11 protein-coding genes and 1 pseudogene are annotated in these 15,326 nt (G+C 65.5%); 5 read left to right on the top strand and 7 right to left on the bottom strand.

Annotated features, from left to right (window positions below; all coding sequences use genetic code 11):
- Positions 1-20: 20 nt before the first annotated feature.
- Positions 21-1,628, top strand: coding sequence for a benzoylformate decarboxylase (gene mdlC, locus IQ16_RS38160; RefSeq protein ID WP_145832066.1), 1,608 nt, complete (start codon positions 21-23; stop codon positions 1,626-1,628).
- A gap of 58 nt (positions 1,629-1,686) precedes the next feature.
- Here mdlC and IQ16_RS38155 read toward each other — a convergent pair whose 3' ends face one another.
- On the bottom strand, positions 1,687-3,480 hold the full coding sequence (locus IQ16_RS38155; protein WP_018641308.1) for a peptide ABC transporter substrate-binding protein: 1,794 nt from the start codon (positions 3,478-3,480) through the stop codon (positions 1,687-1,689).
- A gap of 245 nt (positions 3,481-3,725) precedes the next feature.
- Between IQ16_RS38155 and IQ16_RS38150 the strand changes: the two genes are divergently transcribed.
- The 3 genes from IQ16_RS38150 to IQ16_RS38140 all read left to right on the top strand — a co-directional run bounded on the left by IQ16_RS38150 (position 3,726) and on the right by IQ16_RS38140 (position 6,967).
- Positions 3,726-4,775, top strand: a complete 1,050-nt coding sequence (locus IQ16_RS38150; RefSeq protein WP_018641307.1) for a HoxN/HupN/NixA family nickel/cobalt transporter — start codon at positions 3,726-3,728, stop codon at positions 4,773-4,775.
- 172 nt (positions 4,776-4,947) lie between these two features.
- Positions 4,948-5,310: a copper resistance CopC family protein gene (locus tag IQ16_RS38145; protein ID WP_026311739.1), complete on the top strand. Its 363-nt coding sequence runs from the start codon at positions 4,948-4,950 to the stop codon at positions 5,308-5,310.
- Position 5,311: 1 nt separating this feature from the next.
- Positions 5,312-6,967, top strand: a complete 1,656-nt coding sequence (locus IQ16_RS38140; protein ID WP_018641305.1) for a copper resistance D family protein — start codon at positions 5,312-5,314, stop codon at positions 6,965-6,967.
- An 8-nt stretch (positions 6,968-6,975) separates the two neighbouring features.
- On the opposite strand, the gene IQ16_RS38135 is transcribed toward IQ16_RS38140, so the two are convergent.
- Positions 6,976-7,860 carry a VOC family protein gene (locus IQ16_RS38135; RefSeq protein WP_018641304.1) on the bottom strand — a complete coding sequence of 295 codons (885 nt, stop codon included), beginning with the start codon at positions 7,858-7,860 and terminating at the stop codon, positions 6,976-6,978.
- Between the two features lie 167 nt (positions 7,861-8,027).
- Between IQ16_RS38135 and IQ16_RS38130 the strand changes: the two are divergent.
- Positions 8,028-9,216 (top strand): annotated as a pseudogene (locus IQ16_RS38130) (CaiB/BaiF CoA transferase family protein).
- A 219-nt stretch (positions 9,217-9,435) separates the two neighbouring features.
- On the opposite strand, the gene IQ16_RS38125 reads toward IQ16_RS38130, so the two are convergent.
- From IQ16_RS38125 to dctP, 5 genes are read right to left on the bottom strand one after another with little or no spacing between them, the layout of a single operon-like run.
- Complete coding sequence (locus tag IQ16_RS38125; protein WP_018641302.1) at positions 9,436-10,959, bottom strand: malonate--CoA ligase; 1,524 nt, start codon at positions 10,957-10,959, stop codon at positions 9,436-9,438.
- Positions 10,956-12,365: a malonyl-CoA decarboxylase gene (locus IQ16_RS38120; RefSeq protein WP_018641301.1), complete on the bottom strand. Its 1,410-nt coding sequence runs from the start codon at positions 12,363-12,365 to the stop codon at positions 10,956-10,958. The genes IQ16_RS38125 and IQ16_RS38120 overlap by 4 nt, the downstream gene beginning before the upstream one ends.
- An 18-nt stretch (positions 12,366-12,383) precedes the next feature.
- Positions 12,384-13,739 (bottom strand): TRAP transporter large permease, encoded by a 1,356-nt coding sequence (locus IQ16_RS38115; protein ID WP_026311738.1) that lies wholly within the window; start codon positions 13,737-13,739, stop codon positions 12,384-12,386.
- Positions 13,736-14,293 carry a TRAP transporter small permease gene (locus tag IQ16_RS38110; protein WP_018641299.1) on the bottom strand — a complete coding sequence of 186 codons (558 nt, stop codon included), beginning with the start codon at positions 14,291-14,293 and terminating at the stop codon, positions 13,736-13,738. The genes IQ16_RS38115 and IQ16_RS38110 overlap by 4 nt, the downstream gene beginning before the upstream one ends.
- The gene (gene dctP, locus IQ16_RS38105) at positions 14,290-15,309 is read right to left on the bottom strand and encodes a TRAP transporter substrate-binding protein DctP (RefSeq protein ID WP_018641298.1); all 1,020 of its coding nucleotides are present in this window, start codon (positions 15,307-15,309) and stop codon (positions 14,290-14,292) included. The genes IQ16_RS38110 and dctP overlap by 4 nt, the downstream gene beginning before the upstream one ends.
- Positions 15,310-15,326 lie beyond the last annotated feature (17 nt).

Raw genomic sequence — 15,326 nt, 5'->3', positions numbered from 1 at the left:
GCCCACCAGGACGTCTGTTCATGAATTCGAAAGTTCTTACGGTTCGGGAAGCGACCCTCGGTGTGCTTCGCTCCTTCGGCGTCGATCGCGTCTTCGGCAATCCCGGCTCGACCGAGCTTGCCTTCCTGGGCGACTGGCCCGACGACATCGACTACGTGCTGGGGCTGCAGGAAGGCTGCGTGGTGGGCATGGCCGACGGCTATGCTCAGGCGACCGGACGTCCGTCCTTCGTCAATCTGCATTCGGCCGCCGGGCTCGGCCATGCCCTTGGCAATCTCTTCACGGCCTTTCGCAACAAGACGCCGATGGTCGTGACGTCAGGGCAGCAGGCGCGCAGCCTGCTGCGGATGCGCCCCTACCTCTTCGCCGAGGACGCCGAGCAGTTTCCAAAACCCTATGTGAAATGGAGTGCGGAGCCGGCGCGGCCTGAGGATGTTCCTGCGGCTATTGCGCAGGCTTTCCACACGGCCATGCAGCATCCGCGCGGCCCGACCTTCGTGTCCGTGCCGTCGGATGATTGGGCGCGGCCTGCCGTGGCTCCGCCGGTCCGCCACATCGCGACCGAATTTGCGCCGGATCCGGCGGCGATCGTTCGGCTCGGCGCAGCGATCGGAGCGGCCAAGCGACCTGTCTTCGTCGTTGGCCCTGAGATCGATCGCAATGGCTGTGTCGACGCAATGGTTGCGGTCGCCGAAAAGGCGCGGGCGGCCGTCTGGGCAAGCCCGATGTCGAGCCGGTCGAGCTTTCCGGAATTGCATCCGCAATTTGCAGGCTTCCTTCCCGCAGCTCCGGGCGGTCTCGCCCGTGCCCTGCGCGGCGCCGATCTGATCGTCGTGGTCGGAGCTCCGGTGTTCACCTTCCACGTCGAGGGGCAATGCGAACTGCTCGATGACGGAACGCCGGTCTGGCAGATCACCGACGATCCGACCGAAGCGGCGTCCGCGGCCGTGGGCGACACCATCATCAGCACGCTCCCCAAGGCGCTCGGCGCGCTTCAGTCGGCGCTGCCCGACATTGCGACGCGCGAGGCGCCGGCCGCGCGCACGCGGCCTGCTGCTCCCGCCGCGAGAAATCCGATTCCGCCCGCCTATGCGCTGAGCCGGTTGTCGGCGCTGATGCCGCGCGATGCGGTCGTGGTCGAGGAGGCGCCATCGCATCGTCCCGCGATCCAGCAATTCCTGCCCATGCGCGGCGCGGACAGCTTCTACACCATGGCGAGCGGCGGACTTGGTTACAGCCTGCCGGCCTCGGTCGGCGTTGCATTGGCACGGCCCGGCCGCCGCATCGTCGCCCTCATTGGCGACGGGTCGGCGATGTACTGCATCCAGGCGATCTGGACCGCCGCGCAACGCCAGCTGCCGATCACCTTCGTGATCATGAACAATTCCGGCTATGGCGCAATGCGCGCCTTCAGCCAGCTCATGCAGGCGCATCGCCCGCCCGGGATCGACCTGCCCGGGCTCGACTTCGTCGCGCTCGCCAGGGGAATGGGTTGCGCGGGGCAGCGCGTCACCGATGCCGGCGATGTCGACCGCATCCTGGCGGAAGCGCTGGTTTCAAACGGTCCCGCGCTGGTCGATATCGCAGTCGATCACGCCACGACGGACCTGTTCAGCCATCCGAGCTGAATTTCGAAGCGCCACGATAAACGGACCGCGACGCTACGCATTCTACGTCCTTTGCGAGCTACGAACTCCGGTACCAACTCGCCAGATTCCACGTGATGGTGTCCCAGCCCGAGATGTCGGCCATCAGGCTGTTGACGCCGGCGTTGACGATGTGGCGCGAGAGCAGCGGCAGGAACACGTGGGCCTCGCAGAAGATTTCGTCGACCTTCATCAGCAGCGCGGCGCGCTTGACCGGGTCGAGCTCGTTCTGTGCGGCCTTGTAGGCCTTGTCGGCTTCGGGATCGGAATAGCGCGAATTGTTGCGGCCGAGCCATTTGTTATCCTTGGTGGCGATCTCCCAGGAGACGCACTGGTTCAACAAGCGCTCCGGATCGGGCTGCGGTTGCGTCGTGTTGTACATCTCCATGTCGGCGTAGAATTTCGAATAGGTGTCGGGGTTGCCGACATCAGAGGAGAAGAACACCGATGCGGTGACCGCCTTGACCTCGATCTCGATGCCGGCTTTCTGGCAGGCCTGCTTGATGATGGCCTGCGTCTTCTGCCGCGGGGCGTTGGTCGAGGTCTGGAACACGTATTTGAGCTTCTTGCCGTCCTTCTCGCGGATGCCATCCGCGCCCCTGGTCCAGCCGGCCTCGTCGAGGATCTTGTTGGCCTTGTCGATGTCGAATTCGTATTTCAGCTTGGGCGACTTGAACTGCGTGGGCGCATTGACGAAGCTCGCGGTTGCGATGGCGCCGCGTCCGTAGATGAACTTCTGGACCGAGTCGCGGTCGATCAAGAGATTGATCGCGCGGCGAACGGCGGGATCGGACAGCGTCGGGTGCTTGGTCTTGACGCTTGAACGCTCGCCGTCGACCTCGGTCCAGGGGTCCGTCGTGTTGAGGATGATGAACTCGACATTGCCGGAGGGCGTGATGTCGAGCTTTCCTTTGCCGCCCGCCTCCATGCGCTTGAGGACCTCCTCCTCCACCTGCATGTTCCAGGCGAAGTCGTATTCGCCGGTCTGCAGCACGGCGCGCGCCGCAGAGACCGCATCGCCGCCGCCCTTGACCTCGATCGTGTCGAAATACGGCTGGTTCTTGATGTGATAGTCGGGATTGCGTTCGGCGCGGATCAAATCGCCCGGCTTGAACTCGACGAATTTGTATGGGCCGGTGCCGACCGGCTTCAGATTGCCGGGAGCCTCGCGTGACTTTGCGCCGATATAATCGCCGAAATGATGCTTCGGCAGAATCTGGCCGACCTGGCCGCCGACGAACGGGTCGGCCCAAAACGGCGTCGGCGCTCTGAAGATCACTTTGACGGCGTGGTCGTCGATCTTCTCGACCTTGATGTCCTTGTAGGAGCCCGTGGTGTAGGCCGCGGTTGCGAGATCCGCGGCGTATTGCCAGGTGAAGACGACGTCGTCGGCGGTGAAGGGCTTGCCGTCATGCCATCTGACGCCCTGCTTCAGCTTCCAGATCACGCTCATGCCGTCGGCCGCAAGGCCGCCGTTCGCCTTGGTCGGAACCTCTGCGGCAAGGCAGGGGATGAGATTGCCGTCCTTGTCCCAGCCGGCGAGCGGCTCGAAGAAGATGCGCGAGGCGATCTGGTCCTTGGTGCCGAGCGCGAAATGCGGATTGAGCAAAGTGGGCGCCTGCCAGAGCAGCATCTTGAGCGCGCCGCCGCCGCCGGCCTTGGTCGGCTTGTATGCGAGCGTCGCATCCGCCATCGCCACGTCGTTCCAGAGCAGGATCTGGCTTGCGACCGGCGCTGCGATCCCGACCGCAGCCATGGACCGGATGAACGAGCGTCGCGACAGCGTGCCTTGCTTCACCTCCGCGATCAGACCCCGGATGTCGTTCTCGTTCATCAGATGACCTCCACCTTCACAAAGAAAAGTCGCCAACGGCATGCAAGTTACGTGCACTCTAGCTTGGGACGCCTGATGTCGTGGAGTCAAAGGGATACCCTGCGGCGAAATGACGAACGCGCCCAGATGCGCGTTCCCGGGCGATCGGCCGCGCCGCAGCAACATGGCCCGGCTCTTGCCGGCCAGTATGATGGATATGTATAAACATCATACTTGGAGGTGGCGTGGTTCGGTCAGGTGGTGTCTTGAGGCAGGCGTTCGAGCCTGGCGTGCTGTTCGGCGGGCTGATCGCCGCCAACATCGCCGCATGGGCTTTCGCCTTCGCAGCGTTCGGCGACCGGCCGACAGTGATGGCGACCGCGCTGCTGGCCTGGGTGTTCGGCCTACGCCATGCCGTCGATGCCGACCACATCGCCGCGATCGACAATGTCGTGCGCAAGCTGATGCAGGCGGGCGATACGCCACGCAGCGCCGGTCTCCATTTCGCGCTCGGCCATTCCACCGTCGTCCTGGTCGCGACCATGCTGCTCGCGCTCGGCGTCGTGAGCCTCGGCGGCGACAGCCTGCTCAAGGAGATCGGCTCCCTGATCGGCACCTCGGTGTCGGCGCTGTTCCTGCTGGTGATCGCGGCAATCAATCTCGCCATCTTCGCCGGGCTGTGGCGGATCCTGCGCGAGGTGCGCGAGCAGGGCATTCACGATGCTGCGCAGCTCGAGGCGCTGCTCGCGTCGCGCGGCTTCCTGGCGCGGCTGCTCGCCCCGATGTTCCGCCTCGTCACAAAACCCTGGCACATGTATCCGCTCGGCCTGTTGTTCGGGCTCGGCTTCGACACCGCGACCGAGATCGGCCTGCTCGGCATCTCCGCCACGGAAGCTGCGCGCGGCGTCTCGCTTGCGCAGGTACTGGTCTTCCCCGCGCTGTTCGCCGCCGGCATGGCGCTGGTCGACACCGCCGATTCCGCGCTGATGGTGAGCGCCTATCGCTGGGCCTTCGTCGATCCCTATCGCAAGCTCTGGTACAACCTCACGATTACCGGCGCCTCCGTCGCGGTCGCGCTGCTGGTCGGCGGCATCGAGGCGCTGGGTCTGATCGCGGACCGGCTCGGCCTGTCGGGCGGGCCGTGGTCGCTGGTCGAGGCCCTCAACGATTCGCTCGCCAATGTCGGCTTTGCCGTGATCACGTTGTTCGTGATCGCATGGCTGCTCTCGGTCGTGCTCTATCGCCGCATGGCTCCGAGCGGCCGGCGGCGCATGGTCGATCCTGACGAGTTGAGCAGGGACGCCGCGCCGGGCTGATCGCACCTCAGTGTGTCGCAACGGCAACAATCGGCGACTTTCCGCGATCCGTGGTCAGATCAAAATTCCGCGCGCCCTTGCGAACAACCAACTCGCGCCAACATAGCGTCCGGTAAAGATCACACGCCAGGGGGCGGGTGAAACAGACGGCTGTCGACAGCGAGTGAGCATCATGCGCGCGTTCTTCCGAATCGCGTTCGTTCTATCCGCCCTGTGGTTTCTTGCTCATCCGAACGCATCCCAGGCCCACGCCATCATCGTCTCATCCTCGCCGGCCGCCGGCGCGACCGTATCGGGCGACACCGTCGCGATCCGCCTTCACTTCAACAGCCGGATCGATCGCGCGCGCTCCAAATTGACGCTGCTGGCGCCGGACGGTGCGGCGCGCGCCCTGACGCCGGCTTCCGACGCGCCCGCGGACGAGCTCAATGCCGACGCGACGCGGCTGCCGGCGGGTGCATGGCATCTGCGCTGGCAGGTGCTCAGCGTCGACGGCCACATCACCCGTGGCGACATTCCGTTCACCGTCCACTGACGTGTACCTGCTCCTCGACATTTTCGGCTATCTGTCGGTGGTCCTGCGGGGCCTGATCCTGATCGCCCAGTCGTTCGCGCTTGGCGGGCTTGCCTTTCAGTTGTTGCTGTGGGGGCCGCTGCAGCCGAAGCTCTCCGTCTATGGCCTCACGATCGAGGAGCGATGCCGCGCGTTCCTGCGGTTCAGCGCCTTCGCATGGGCGCTCCTCACCGTCGCCTCGCTGGCGCTCAATGCGGCCGCGCTGGTCGGGACGCTCCGGGTGCCCTGGAGCGAGGCGGTCAGTGCCGATTTCGGCCGCGCGGATATCGTCATCGCGGCCTGTGCATTGGGCATCGCAATCCTGGCCAACGGTCCCGCGCACCGGCTGCGGTCGGCCGCGCTTCTTGCCATGTCGGTGCTGGCGCTAGCGATGCAGACCCGGCTTACGCATGCAGCCAGCCGGCCGGACGTGCGCTGGCCCCTGCTGCTGTCCGACGCAGGTCACATGGCGGGCGCGGCGGTCTGGATCGGCGGTCTGCCCTATTTCCTGATCGCGCTGAGCGGCTGCAAGGACGCCGGCGACTGGCGCCTCATCGCGCGCCGCTATTCGTTGATGTCGATGGCCGCGGTCGCAGCGATCGTCTGTGGCGGCCTGGTCATGGCGGCGAACTATATCGGCTCGGTCGCCGCGATCTACGGCACCGCCTATGGCGTCATGACTCTGGCCAAGCTCGGCCTGCTCTTGATGCTGCTGATGCTTGGTGCGGGCAATTACTTCCTGGTCGAGCGGCTGCGCCGCGACCCCACGACGCCGATCCTTCGCCTCAAGCGTTTCGCCGAGGTCGAGATCGGCATCGGCCTCACCGTGCTGCTTGCTGCGGCCTCCCTGACCTCATTGCCACCGGGCGTCGATCTCCCGCACGATCGCCTCGCTTGGCAGGAGATCGTCGAGCGCGCGACGCCGCAATGGCCGCCGCGCCTGATCAGCCCGGATTACGACAAGCTCACCGTCGCGCAGCTGCAGGCCAGGATCACGCTTGCGGACGCCGGGCGCGCCAACGCACAGGCGGCCTACGTTCCCGGCGAAGGCACGATCCTGCCGCGCAATGCCGAGGACATCGCCTGGTCCGAGTACAACCATCACTGGGCCGGCGTCTTCGTGGTGCTGATCGGGCTGTTGGCGCTGCTCGAGCATTTTCGCTGGGGCCGCTGGGCGAGGCACTGGCCGCTGCTCTTCCTTGTGATGGCGGCCTTCCTGTTCTTCCGCGCCGACGAGCAGGCCTGGCCACTTGGTCCTGCCGGCTTCTTCGAGTCGCTGCGCGATCCCGAAGTGGCGCAGCATCGCATCTTCGTCCTGCTGATCGCCGTGTTCGGCCTGTTCGAATGGCGCGTGCGTTTACGCGGCAGCAAGGCCGGGCCGGCAGCCCTGGTGTTTCCCCTGACCACGGCACTCGGCGGCGCGCTGCTGCTCACGCATTCCCATGCGATCGCCAACATCAAGGACCAGCTGCTCATCGAGATGAGCCACACCCCGCTCGCGCTCTGCGGTGTCGCCGCCGGCTGGGCGCGCTGGCTCGAATTGCGGCTCGACGGCCGGGTCAGCCGGGCGGCGGCCTGGATCTGGCCGGTCGCCTTCATTCTGGTCGGGTTGATCTTGCTCGATTATCGCGAAGCCTGAGCGCGCTTTCAGTCGTACTGATCCGGCCCCATCGCCCACGACGTCTGATCGTGGCCGTACGCATAATTGCGGTTGTTGACCACCGGATTGCGATTGACCATCGGCCGCATGAACATCGGGTGGGTGGCGCTCCGCACCTCGTGCTCGACCGTGAACAGCGGCCTGCCGCTGTCGAGATCGACGATGTCGCAGAACCGGTACTGATATTGATTGTCCTCGCGCGAGATCAAATTGCGCGCGAGCAGCTTGCGGTACGGGCCGGAGAAGTCGGTGATGTACATCTGCACATGGTGCCCGTCATAGTCGCCCTGCGGCCGGTCGGTCTCGCGAAACAACAGATGCTGGTCGCGGCCCGTATTCACCGCCGCAACGGTGCCGTCGCCATTGCGCAAACCAGCGGGCATTCCCATGACCTCCGGATAGAAGGCGCAGATCGCCGGCGCCGTTCCGATCGGCACGTCGAACTCGACGTAGGGGATGCCGAGCGTGATGCGGCCGAAGCGCGCCGCGTCCGGCTCATAAACGCGCATGCGGTTGCCCCACGGGCAGACGGCCTCGACATGGTCGTTGCGTTCGGTGAAGGCGAAGGCCGTGCCTTCGAGCTTCTTCGCGACCGACGCCAGCCGCGCCAGCAGCGCCTCGCGTCCTTCGATGACGAGGCCGGTATGGCCGCGCAGCACCTGCGGCCTGCCGCTCGGCAGGTGGAACTGGCTCCGTCCGGCATTGATCCACATGTTGGTGTCGGACACCATCAGATAGGGATCGCGGGTGAGCCCCAGTCCCGTGACGTAGAATAATGTCGCCAGGCGCTGGTCCGGGACCTGGATGTTGACGTGCTCGAAATGAATCGCGTTGCCGAGATCTTCTGCGGATCGATCGAATTGTTGCGGCATGGCTGTGCGCTCTGGGTGGGAGGACGGAAAAGCCATACTAGAGCACAATTTCCGCCAGCCGAAACGGTTCGGCGATCACATCTTGAGGGCGGGAGTCACGCCTTTCGCCACCTTGCCGCGGCAACCAGTCCCTGTAATCTGGGCAAAAGACATCAAGGAAAGGACCGATGGGAGGAGTTCTGGAAGGCGTGCGCGTCCTCGATTTCGGGCGCTATATCGCGGGGCCGTATTTGCGCGACCCTGCTCGCCGAATTCGGCGCCGAGGTCATTCGCGTGGAGAAGCGCGACGGCAGCGAGGACCGCTTCGTCGCGCCGGTCGGCGAGGGCGGCGAAGGGGCGCTGTTCCTCCAGATCAACCGCAACAAGAAGTGCATCACGCTCGATCCGATGACGGTGGAGGGGCAGGAGGTGATGCGCCGCCTGATCGCGACCGCCGACGTGGTCGTTGCCAATCTGCCGCCGCAGACCCTGCGCGCGATGAAGCTCGATTACGACTCGCTTCGAGCGATCAAGCCGGACATCATCCTGACCACGGCAACGGCATTCGGCGGGCCCGGGCCATGGTCCGATCGCGTCGGCTTCGACGGTGTCGGCCAGGTCATGTCGGGCTCGGTCTACATGACCGGCGCCGGCGATCCGCCCTACCGGGCCGCGGTGAACTGGGTCGATTTCGGTACCGCGCTGCATTGCGCGTTCGGGACGCTCGCCGCGCTGATCGAGCGCGGCAAATCCGGCCGCGGGCAGATCGTCGAGGGTGCCCTGCTGGCAACCGCGCTGTCCTTCACCAATGCCACGCTGATCGAGCAGGCCGTCATCAACGTCAACCGCGTGCCGACCGGAAATCTCGGTCAGACCGCAGCGCCCGCCGACATCTACCGCACCAAAGACGGCTGGGTGCTGTGCCAGGTCACGGGACATCCGCTGTTCAAGCGCTGGGCCAAGCTGATGGGCGAGGAAGACAAATGGCTGAACGATCCGCGCTTTGCCGACGACATCAGCCGCGGCAACAACGGCGCCGTCATCAGCGAACGGATGGCGCGCTGGTGCGCCGAGCGCACCACGCAGGAGGCCGTCGACACCTTGGGTAAGGCGATGATCCCGACCGGGCCCGTGCTGAGCCCGCAACAGGCGCTGGATCATCCGCACATCCGCGCCGCCGGTTTCATGCAGGACGTCGACTATCCCGGCTTGCCGAAACCCGCGCCGGTGATGCGTGCCGCCGTGCGGCTGTCGGAGACGCCGGGAGAGATTGCGGCGCGTCCACCCACGCTCGGTGAGCATACTGACCGCGTCCTCGCCGAGCTCGGCTATGACACGGCTGCAATCGCAGCACTTCGGCAGAGCGGCATCATCTAGCAGATGCGGCTGGACTGGACCGCCGGCTGAAACGTTCAGGCGGCGGTCCAGTGCGATCTAGAGGAACTTGGGGAAGTTCTAAGGCCGCGAGACAACGCTAACCCGTCCCGTGCAAACGCATCAAGTTTCGTAGTGTTGCTCCGGCGACAGATTCGTTGCCGCAGCCCGGAAATGGCCACACTTGCAGCAGGCAGCCTGCTCTTTCCGGCGCTGCTCGGTCTAGCCGGCCTTGGTCGTGTAAATCGTGGCGAAGCGCTCGCGCAGCAGATTCTTCTGCACCTTGCCCATGGTGTTGCGCGGCAAGGTGTCCACGAAGATGACGCGCTTGGGCTGCTTGAATTTCGCAAGGCGCCCCGACAGCGCATCGAGAATGACGCGTTCGTCCACCGACGAATTGGGCGAGCGGACCACGGCGGCGGTGACGCCTTCGCCGAAGTCGGCGTGCGGCACGCCGACGACGGCGCTTTCGGACACCCCGTCAATGGCGTCGATCTCGGTCTCGATCTCCTTCGGATAGACATTGAAGCCGCCGGTGATGATGAGATCCTTGCCGCGGCCGACGATGTGGAGATAGCCCTGCGCGTCGAGCTTGCCGAGGTCGCCGGTGATGAAGAAGCCGTCGCTGCGGAATTCGGCCGCGGTCTTGTCCGGCATGTTCCAGTAGCCGGCGAACACATTCGGCCCCTTCACCTCGATCATGCCGACGTCGCCAACGGGGAGGATTGCGCCGGTCTCGGGATCGGTGACGCGAACCTCGACGGCGGGAAGCGGCCGGCCGACCGAGCCGGCAATGCGCGCGCCCTCGTAGGGATTTGAGGCGATCATGCCGGTCTCGGTCATGCCGTAGCGTTCCAGAATCGCGTGTCCGGTCCGCTCCTTCCAGGCCCGGTGGGTCTCGGCCAGCAGCGGCGCCGAGCCGGCGACGAACAGCCTCATGTTGGCGGTGGCTTGCTTGCTCAGGTTCGCGCTCTCGAGCAGGCGGACATAGAAAGTCGGCACGCCCATCAGAACGGTGCTGCGCGCCATCGTTGCCAGAATGCGTTCGGCGTCGAACTTCTGCATGAACAGGATGCGCGCGCGTGCGGCGAAGGAGACGTTGCAGGCCACGAAGAGCCCGTGAACGTGATAGATCGGCAGGGCATGGATCAGCACGTCCTTGCTCACATAGCGCCACTCCTGGACGAGCGTCAGGGCGTTCGAAGAAAGATTGCCGTGTGTCAGCATGGCTCCCTTCGAGCGGCCGGTCGTGCCCGACGTGTAGAGGATGGCTGCGAGATCGTCATGCGTCCTGGCGACGGTGCCGAATCCCGCCGGGAAGTCTGCCGCGGCATCGGCGAGCGAGCCCTTGCCGCGGTGATCGAGCGTCTCGACCCGGCCGCCTACCTTGGCGGCGATGGCGCGCAAATCGGCTTCCTCCCTGGGATCGCACACGATCAAGGTCGGCTGCGCGTCGCGGATGAAATACTCGGTCTCAGTCGGCGTATAGGCGGTGTTGAGCGGCAGATAAACGGCGCCGGCGCGCAGCGTCGCAAGATAGAGCGCGACGGCCTCGACGGATTTCTCGACCTTGGCTGCGACGCGGTGGTTCGGGCCGATGCCGATCTTGGCGAGGAAATTCGCGCACCTGCCGCTCAGCGCAGCAAGGTCGGCATAGCTCAAGGTCGTGCCGTCGTCCTTCTCGATGCAGATGGACTGGTCGGACTCCGCGCCGGCGAGCAGGCGATCATACAGGTTCGAGGTCATGACGAGATCTTCCGTTGCGAGTTGGTGTGAGGACTGGGTACGAGGTCGCGCGATGACAATTTCGCGCGAAGCGCCTTCTTCACCTTGTCGGACGCCACGACGGTGCCGTGTTCGGCAAACGCTTCATGGTTCGCCTCGATGTGCTCGAGCGCGTAGAGATAGTTCACCATCAGCCCGTACGACTGCTTCACGCCCTTGGCGGAGCTGTCGCCCAGGAAATTCAGCCGTTCCAGGCGCGCGCCGTTGCCGAGATGGAAGCGGGCGACCGGGTCGACCGGCTTGCCCGACGGCAGCTTTGCCTTGAGGAAGTAATAGGCGGCAAGCGCCGTGATCGGCTCTTTCGCCTGCGCGATGTCGCCGCCCTCATCGAGTGCGGCCATCGCCCGCCTTGTATCCTCGTCGATCGCCGCGGAGGCCTCGGTCTTGAGCTCGCGCCTCGCCCAGCCGGCAAAGCCGGGCACCGGCGACAGGGTGACGAAGGTCTTCAGGTTCGGCAGCTCGCGGGCGAGATCCTGCACCACCTGCTTGATCAGGAAATTGCCGAAAGAGACGCCGGCAAGGCCCTTTTGCGTGTTCGAGATCGAGTAGAACACGGCGGTCGTCGCCTCGTGCGCGGCAATCGCCTGGCGCGATTTGTCCAGCAGCGGTCCGATTGCGCCGGGGATCTCCCTGGTGAGCGCGACCTCAACGAAGATCAGCGGCTCGTCGACCAGCTGCGGATGAAAGAACGCGTAGCAGCGGCGGTCCGGCGGCTCGAGCCGGTTGCGCAAATCGTCCCAGTCCTGGATCGCGTGGACGGCCTCATACCTGATGATCTTCTCCAGGATGTTGGCCGAGGTGGTCCAGTCGATCGGCCGCAGCACGAGAAAGCCCCGGTTGAACCAGGACGAGAACAAATGGACGAAATCGTCGTCGACGGCCTGGAGCTCGGGATGTTCGCGCAGCAGCGACAGCAGCACCTCCCGCATCCGCACCAGCGACGACGTTCCGCCGGGCGCGAGGTTGAGGCGCCGGATCAGCTCCTGCCGGCGCGGCTCCGCGGCGGCATGGAGTGCTTCGAGCTTGCTGCCGTCGCCGCCCTCCTTGCGCTGGTAGGCGGCGATCGCAAGCTCGATCGCGCGACGGTCCGGCCCGAACCGGTCGGCGAGGGAGGAGAGGAATTTGAGCCGCTGCGGCTCGGCCGCCCGCTCGAAGGCCGCAAGCAGCGATTGCGCGATCGCAACGCCGGAGGCCTCGCCGCGCCGCGACAGCAGTGCCTCGCCGAGCAGCTCGAGGTCGCGATCCTCGCTCCCCTCCCGTTCCGCCTTCATGCCCAGGACCGCGCGGCCGCGTTGTGTCAGCGTGTCGATCAGCCCTTGCAGGAATTCGGGCGCGGCGATGCGTCCGGATCGGATGTCGTTCAGCATGGTTCGTGCCTCCTCGGGTTATCGCGATGGCGGACCCATCACGAGGTTGGGCAGAAGGGTGGAGATCGACGGCACCAGGCACAGCAGGACGACCGCGAACGCCATCAGCAGGACGAAGGGCAGCGTGCCCCAGATCACGTCCCGTAACGGGATGTCGGGTGCGATGTTCCTGATGACGAAGATGTTGAGGCCGACGGGCGGATGGATGAGGCCCATCTCCATCACGATCGTCATCACCACGCCGAACCAGATCAGGTCGAAGCCGGCGTCCTTGAGCGGCGGCAGGATGATCGGGGCGGTCATCAGGATAATCGAGACCGGCGGCAGGAAGAAGCCGAGCACGACCACCAGCACCAGGATCGCGCCCAGCAGCACCCATCGCGACAGCTGCATCGCGACGATCGCCTGCGCCGCCGCCTGGCTGATGTGGAGATAGCTCATCACATAGGAGTAGAGCAGCGACATGCCGATGATCAGCATCAGCATGGTCGATTCCTTCAGCGTCGATTCCAGGATCGGACCGAGATCCCTGGGGCGCCACACGCCGTAGATCGAGGCGATCAGGACCAGCGCCAGGATGCCGCCGAGCCCGGCGGTCTCCGACGGCGTGGCATAGCCGCCATAGAGCGCGATCATGACACCGCTGAGCAGCACGACGAAGGGCAGCACGCGCGGCAGCGCGCCGAACCGCATCGCCATGGTGAAGCGCTCGTTCGACAGGATCGGATGCTGCGCCGGATCGGCCGCATAGGCGCGCTGCGCCGCTTTGTATTCGGCCTTGAACCTCAGCACCGCGTAGGTTGCAAACAGCAGCACCAGGAGCAAGCCTGGTCCGATGCCGGCGAGGAACAGACGTCCGAGCGATTGCTCCGCCGCGACCGCGTACAGGATCATGGTGATCGAGGGCGGCAGCAGGATGCCCAGCGTGCCGCCGGCTGCGATCACGCCCGCGGCGAAGCCGCCGGAATAGCCGCGCTTGCGCATCTCGGGAATGCCGGCCGAGCCGATCGCCGAGCAGGTCGCCGGAGACGATCCGGCCATCGCGGCGAACAGCGCGCAGGCGAAGACGTTGGCGATGCCGAGGCCGCCGGGAATGCGGCCCATCCAGACATGCAGCGCGCTATAGAGATCCTGTCCCGCCTTCGACTTGCCGATCGCGGCGCCCTTCAGGATGAATAGCGGGATCGCCAGCAGCGTGATCGAGGCCATCTCCTCGTAGACGTTCTGCGTCACCGTATCGAGCGATGCGGCGGGCATGAAGTAATACATGAAGACGACGGCAACCGCGCCGAGCGCCAGCGCGATCGGCATGCCCGAGGCCATGACGGCGAGGGTCGCACCCCCATACATCAGTCCGACGGCAAGCGTGCTCATTTGCTCCTCCATGCGTCGACGCTCGCGGCGAGTTGAAGCGCGATCTGCAGCGTCATCAGCGTCATGCCGAGCGACATCATGCTGTAGGGAATCCACAGCGGCGGGGCCCAGGTCGATCCGGACACCTGGCCGTCGACCCAGGCCTCGTGGAACAGCGTCCAGGATTTCCAGGCGAAGAAGCAGCAGAACAGCAGGCTCGCGGTGTCGACCACGAGCATGCGGATCGCATTGCCGCGTTTCGACAGGTAGCCGGTGAGGGCCTCGATGCCGATATGGCCGCGCCCGGCCTGCACGAACGCGGTTGACAGGAACGTGGCGCCGACCAGCAGGAACACCGCGGCCTCGTCCTGCCAATAGGTTGCCGCGTTGAAGAAGTAGCGCGCGGCCACGCTGTAGCTCAGGATCGTGCTCGCGACGATGAGCGCGATCGAGCAGAGCACGACGATCGCCCTGTTGAGCACGGTCATCGCGCGGGCGATCCGTCCCACCGGAGAACCGGGGCGCGCCGCCGTCACTGTGGCTGAATGGCCGAGATCGATGCCGTGCGCGCTCATGAGCCGGCCTCCATGGCAAGCTTGATCAGGCGGGCGCAGTTCTCGTTCTTGTTGGCGTAGTCCTTCCAGGCCGTGTCGCGCGCAAGCTCCCGCCACGCCCGAACCGTCTTGTCGTCGAGATCGTGCACGGTCGCGCCGGCGGCCTGGTAGACCTTGGCTACGCGGACGTCGTCCTCCACCGCCGCAGCGCGGCCGAACGCTTCGAGTTCGGCGCCGACCGAGACGATGATGTCGCGCTCCTCGCTGGAAAGCCGGTCGAACACAGCCTTCGACATCACGAGCGGCTCGAGCATGAACCAGTAGCTCTTGGCTCGACCGGTCGTCAGATGCTTGGCGAGCTCTTCGAGGCGGAACGAGGTCAGGCTGGTGGACGAGGTGAGGGCGGCATCGCACGCCCCGGTCTGCATCGCCGCATAGAGTTCGTTGGAGGGAAGCGACAGCACCGAGGCGCCGGCGGCCTGCAGCACGAGATCCATCTCGCGCGAGCCGCCGCGGATCTTCATGCCCTTGGCGTCGCCGACCTCGACCAGCGGACGCGCACGGCTGGCGACGCCGCCGGCCTGCCAGATCCAGGTGACGATGACGAGGCCCTTGGCGGCGAGGAATTTGCTGAACTCCTGGCCGATCGGCTTGTTCTTCCAGCCGAGGCCTTCGTCGTAGCCGGTGACGAGGCCCGGCATCAGGCCGATGTTCAGTTCGGGAAGATCGCCGCCGGCGTAGGAGATCGGGATGAGGCTCATGTCGAGCGCGCCTTTGCGCATCGCCGAGACCTGCGCGTTGGTCTTCATCAGCGACGAGCCCGGATAGATCTCGGCGGTCATCGCGCCCTTGCTGCGCTCCTGGATCAGCGCCGCAAAGCGCCGGCAGAGCCGGTCGCGGAAATCGCCCTCGGTCGCGGTGCCTCCTGGAAACTGGTGCGAGATCTTCAGAGCCGTTGCCGCGCGCGCCTCTCCGAACCGGAGCAGGGCCGGGGCCGCGATCCCCAAAGCCAGGGCTTGGCGTCTCGAAATCCTCATTCCATACCTCCCGTCGC

Origin of the sequence: Bradyrhizobium huanghuaihaiense, assembly GCF_007830635.1 — a bacterium.
GTDB classification, from domain to species: Bacteria; Pseudomonadota; Alphaproteobacteria; order Rhizobiales; family Xanthobacteraceae; genus Bradyrhizobium; species Bradyrhizobium huanghuaihaiense.
The sequence above is the reverse complement of the archived record's forward strand: the minus strand, read 5'-3'. Positions and strand labels throughout refer to the sequence as shown.

Excerpts from the sequence above, each read along its gene's own strand:
- mdlC (WP_145832066.1), top strand. The coding sequence starts at position 21 with ATGAATTCGAAAGTTCTTACGGTTCGGGAAGCGACCCTCGGTGTGCTT.
- IQ16_RS38155 (WP_018641308.1), bottom strand. The coding sequence starts at position 3,480 with ATGAACGAGAACGACATCCGGGGTCTGATCGCGGAGGTGAAGCAAGGC.
- IQ16_RS38145 (WP_026311739.1), top strand. The coding sequence starts at position 4,948 with ATGCGCGCGTTCTTCCGAATCGCGTTCGTTCTATCCGCCCTGTGGTTT.
- IQ16_RS38135 (WP_018641304.1), bottom strand. The coding sequence starts at position 7,860 with ATGCCGCAACAATTCGATCGATCCGCAGAAGATCTCGGCAACGCGATT.
- IQ16_RS38125 (WP_018641302.1), bottom strand. The coding sequence starts at position 10,959 with ATGACCTCGAACCTGTATGATCGCCTGCTCGCCGGCGCGGAGTCCGAC.
- IQ16_RS38120 (WP_018641301.1), bottom strand. The coding sequence starts at position 12,365 with ATGCTGAACGACATCCGATCCGGACGCATCGCCGCGCCCGAATTCCTG.
- IQ16_RS38115 (WP_026311738.1), bottom strand. The coding sequence starts at position 13,739 with ATGAGCACGCTTGCCGTCGGACTGATGTATGGGGGTGCGACCCTCGCC.
- IQ16_RS38110 (WP_018641299.1), bottom strand. The coding sequence starts at position 14,293 with ATGAGCGCGCACGGCATCGATCTCGGCCATTCAGCCACAGTGACGGCG.
- dctP (WP_018641298.1), bottom strand. The coding sequence starts at position 15,309 with ATGAGGATTTCGAGACGCCAAGCCCTGGCTTTGGGGATCGCGGCCCCG.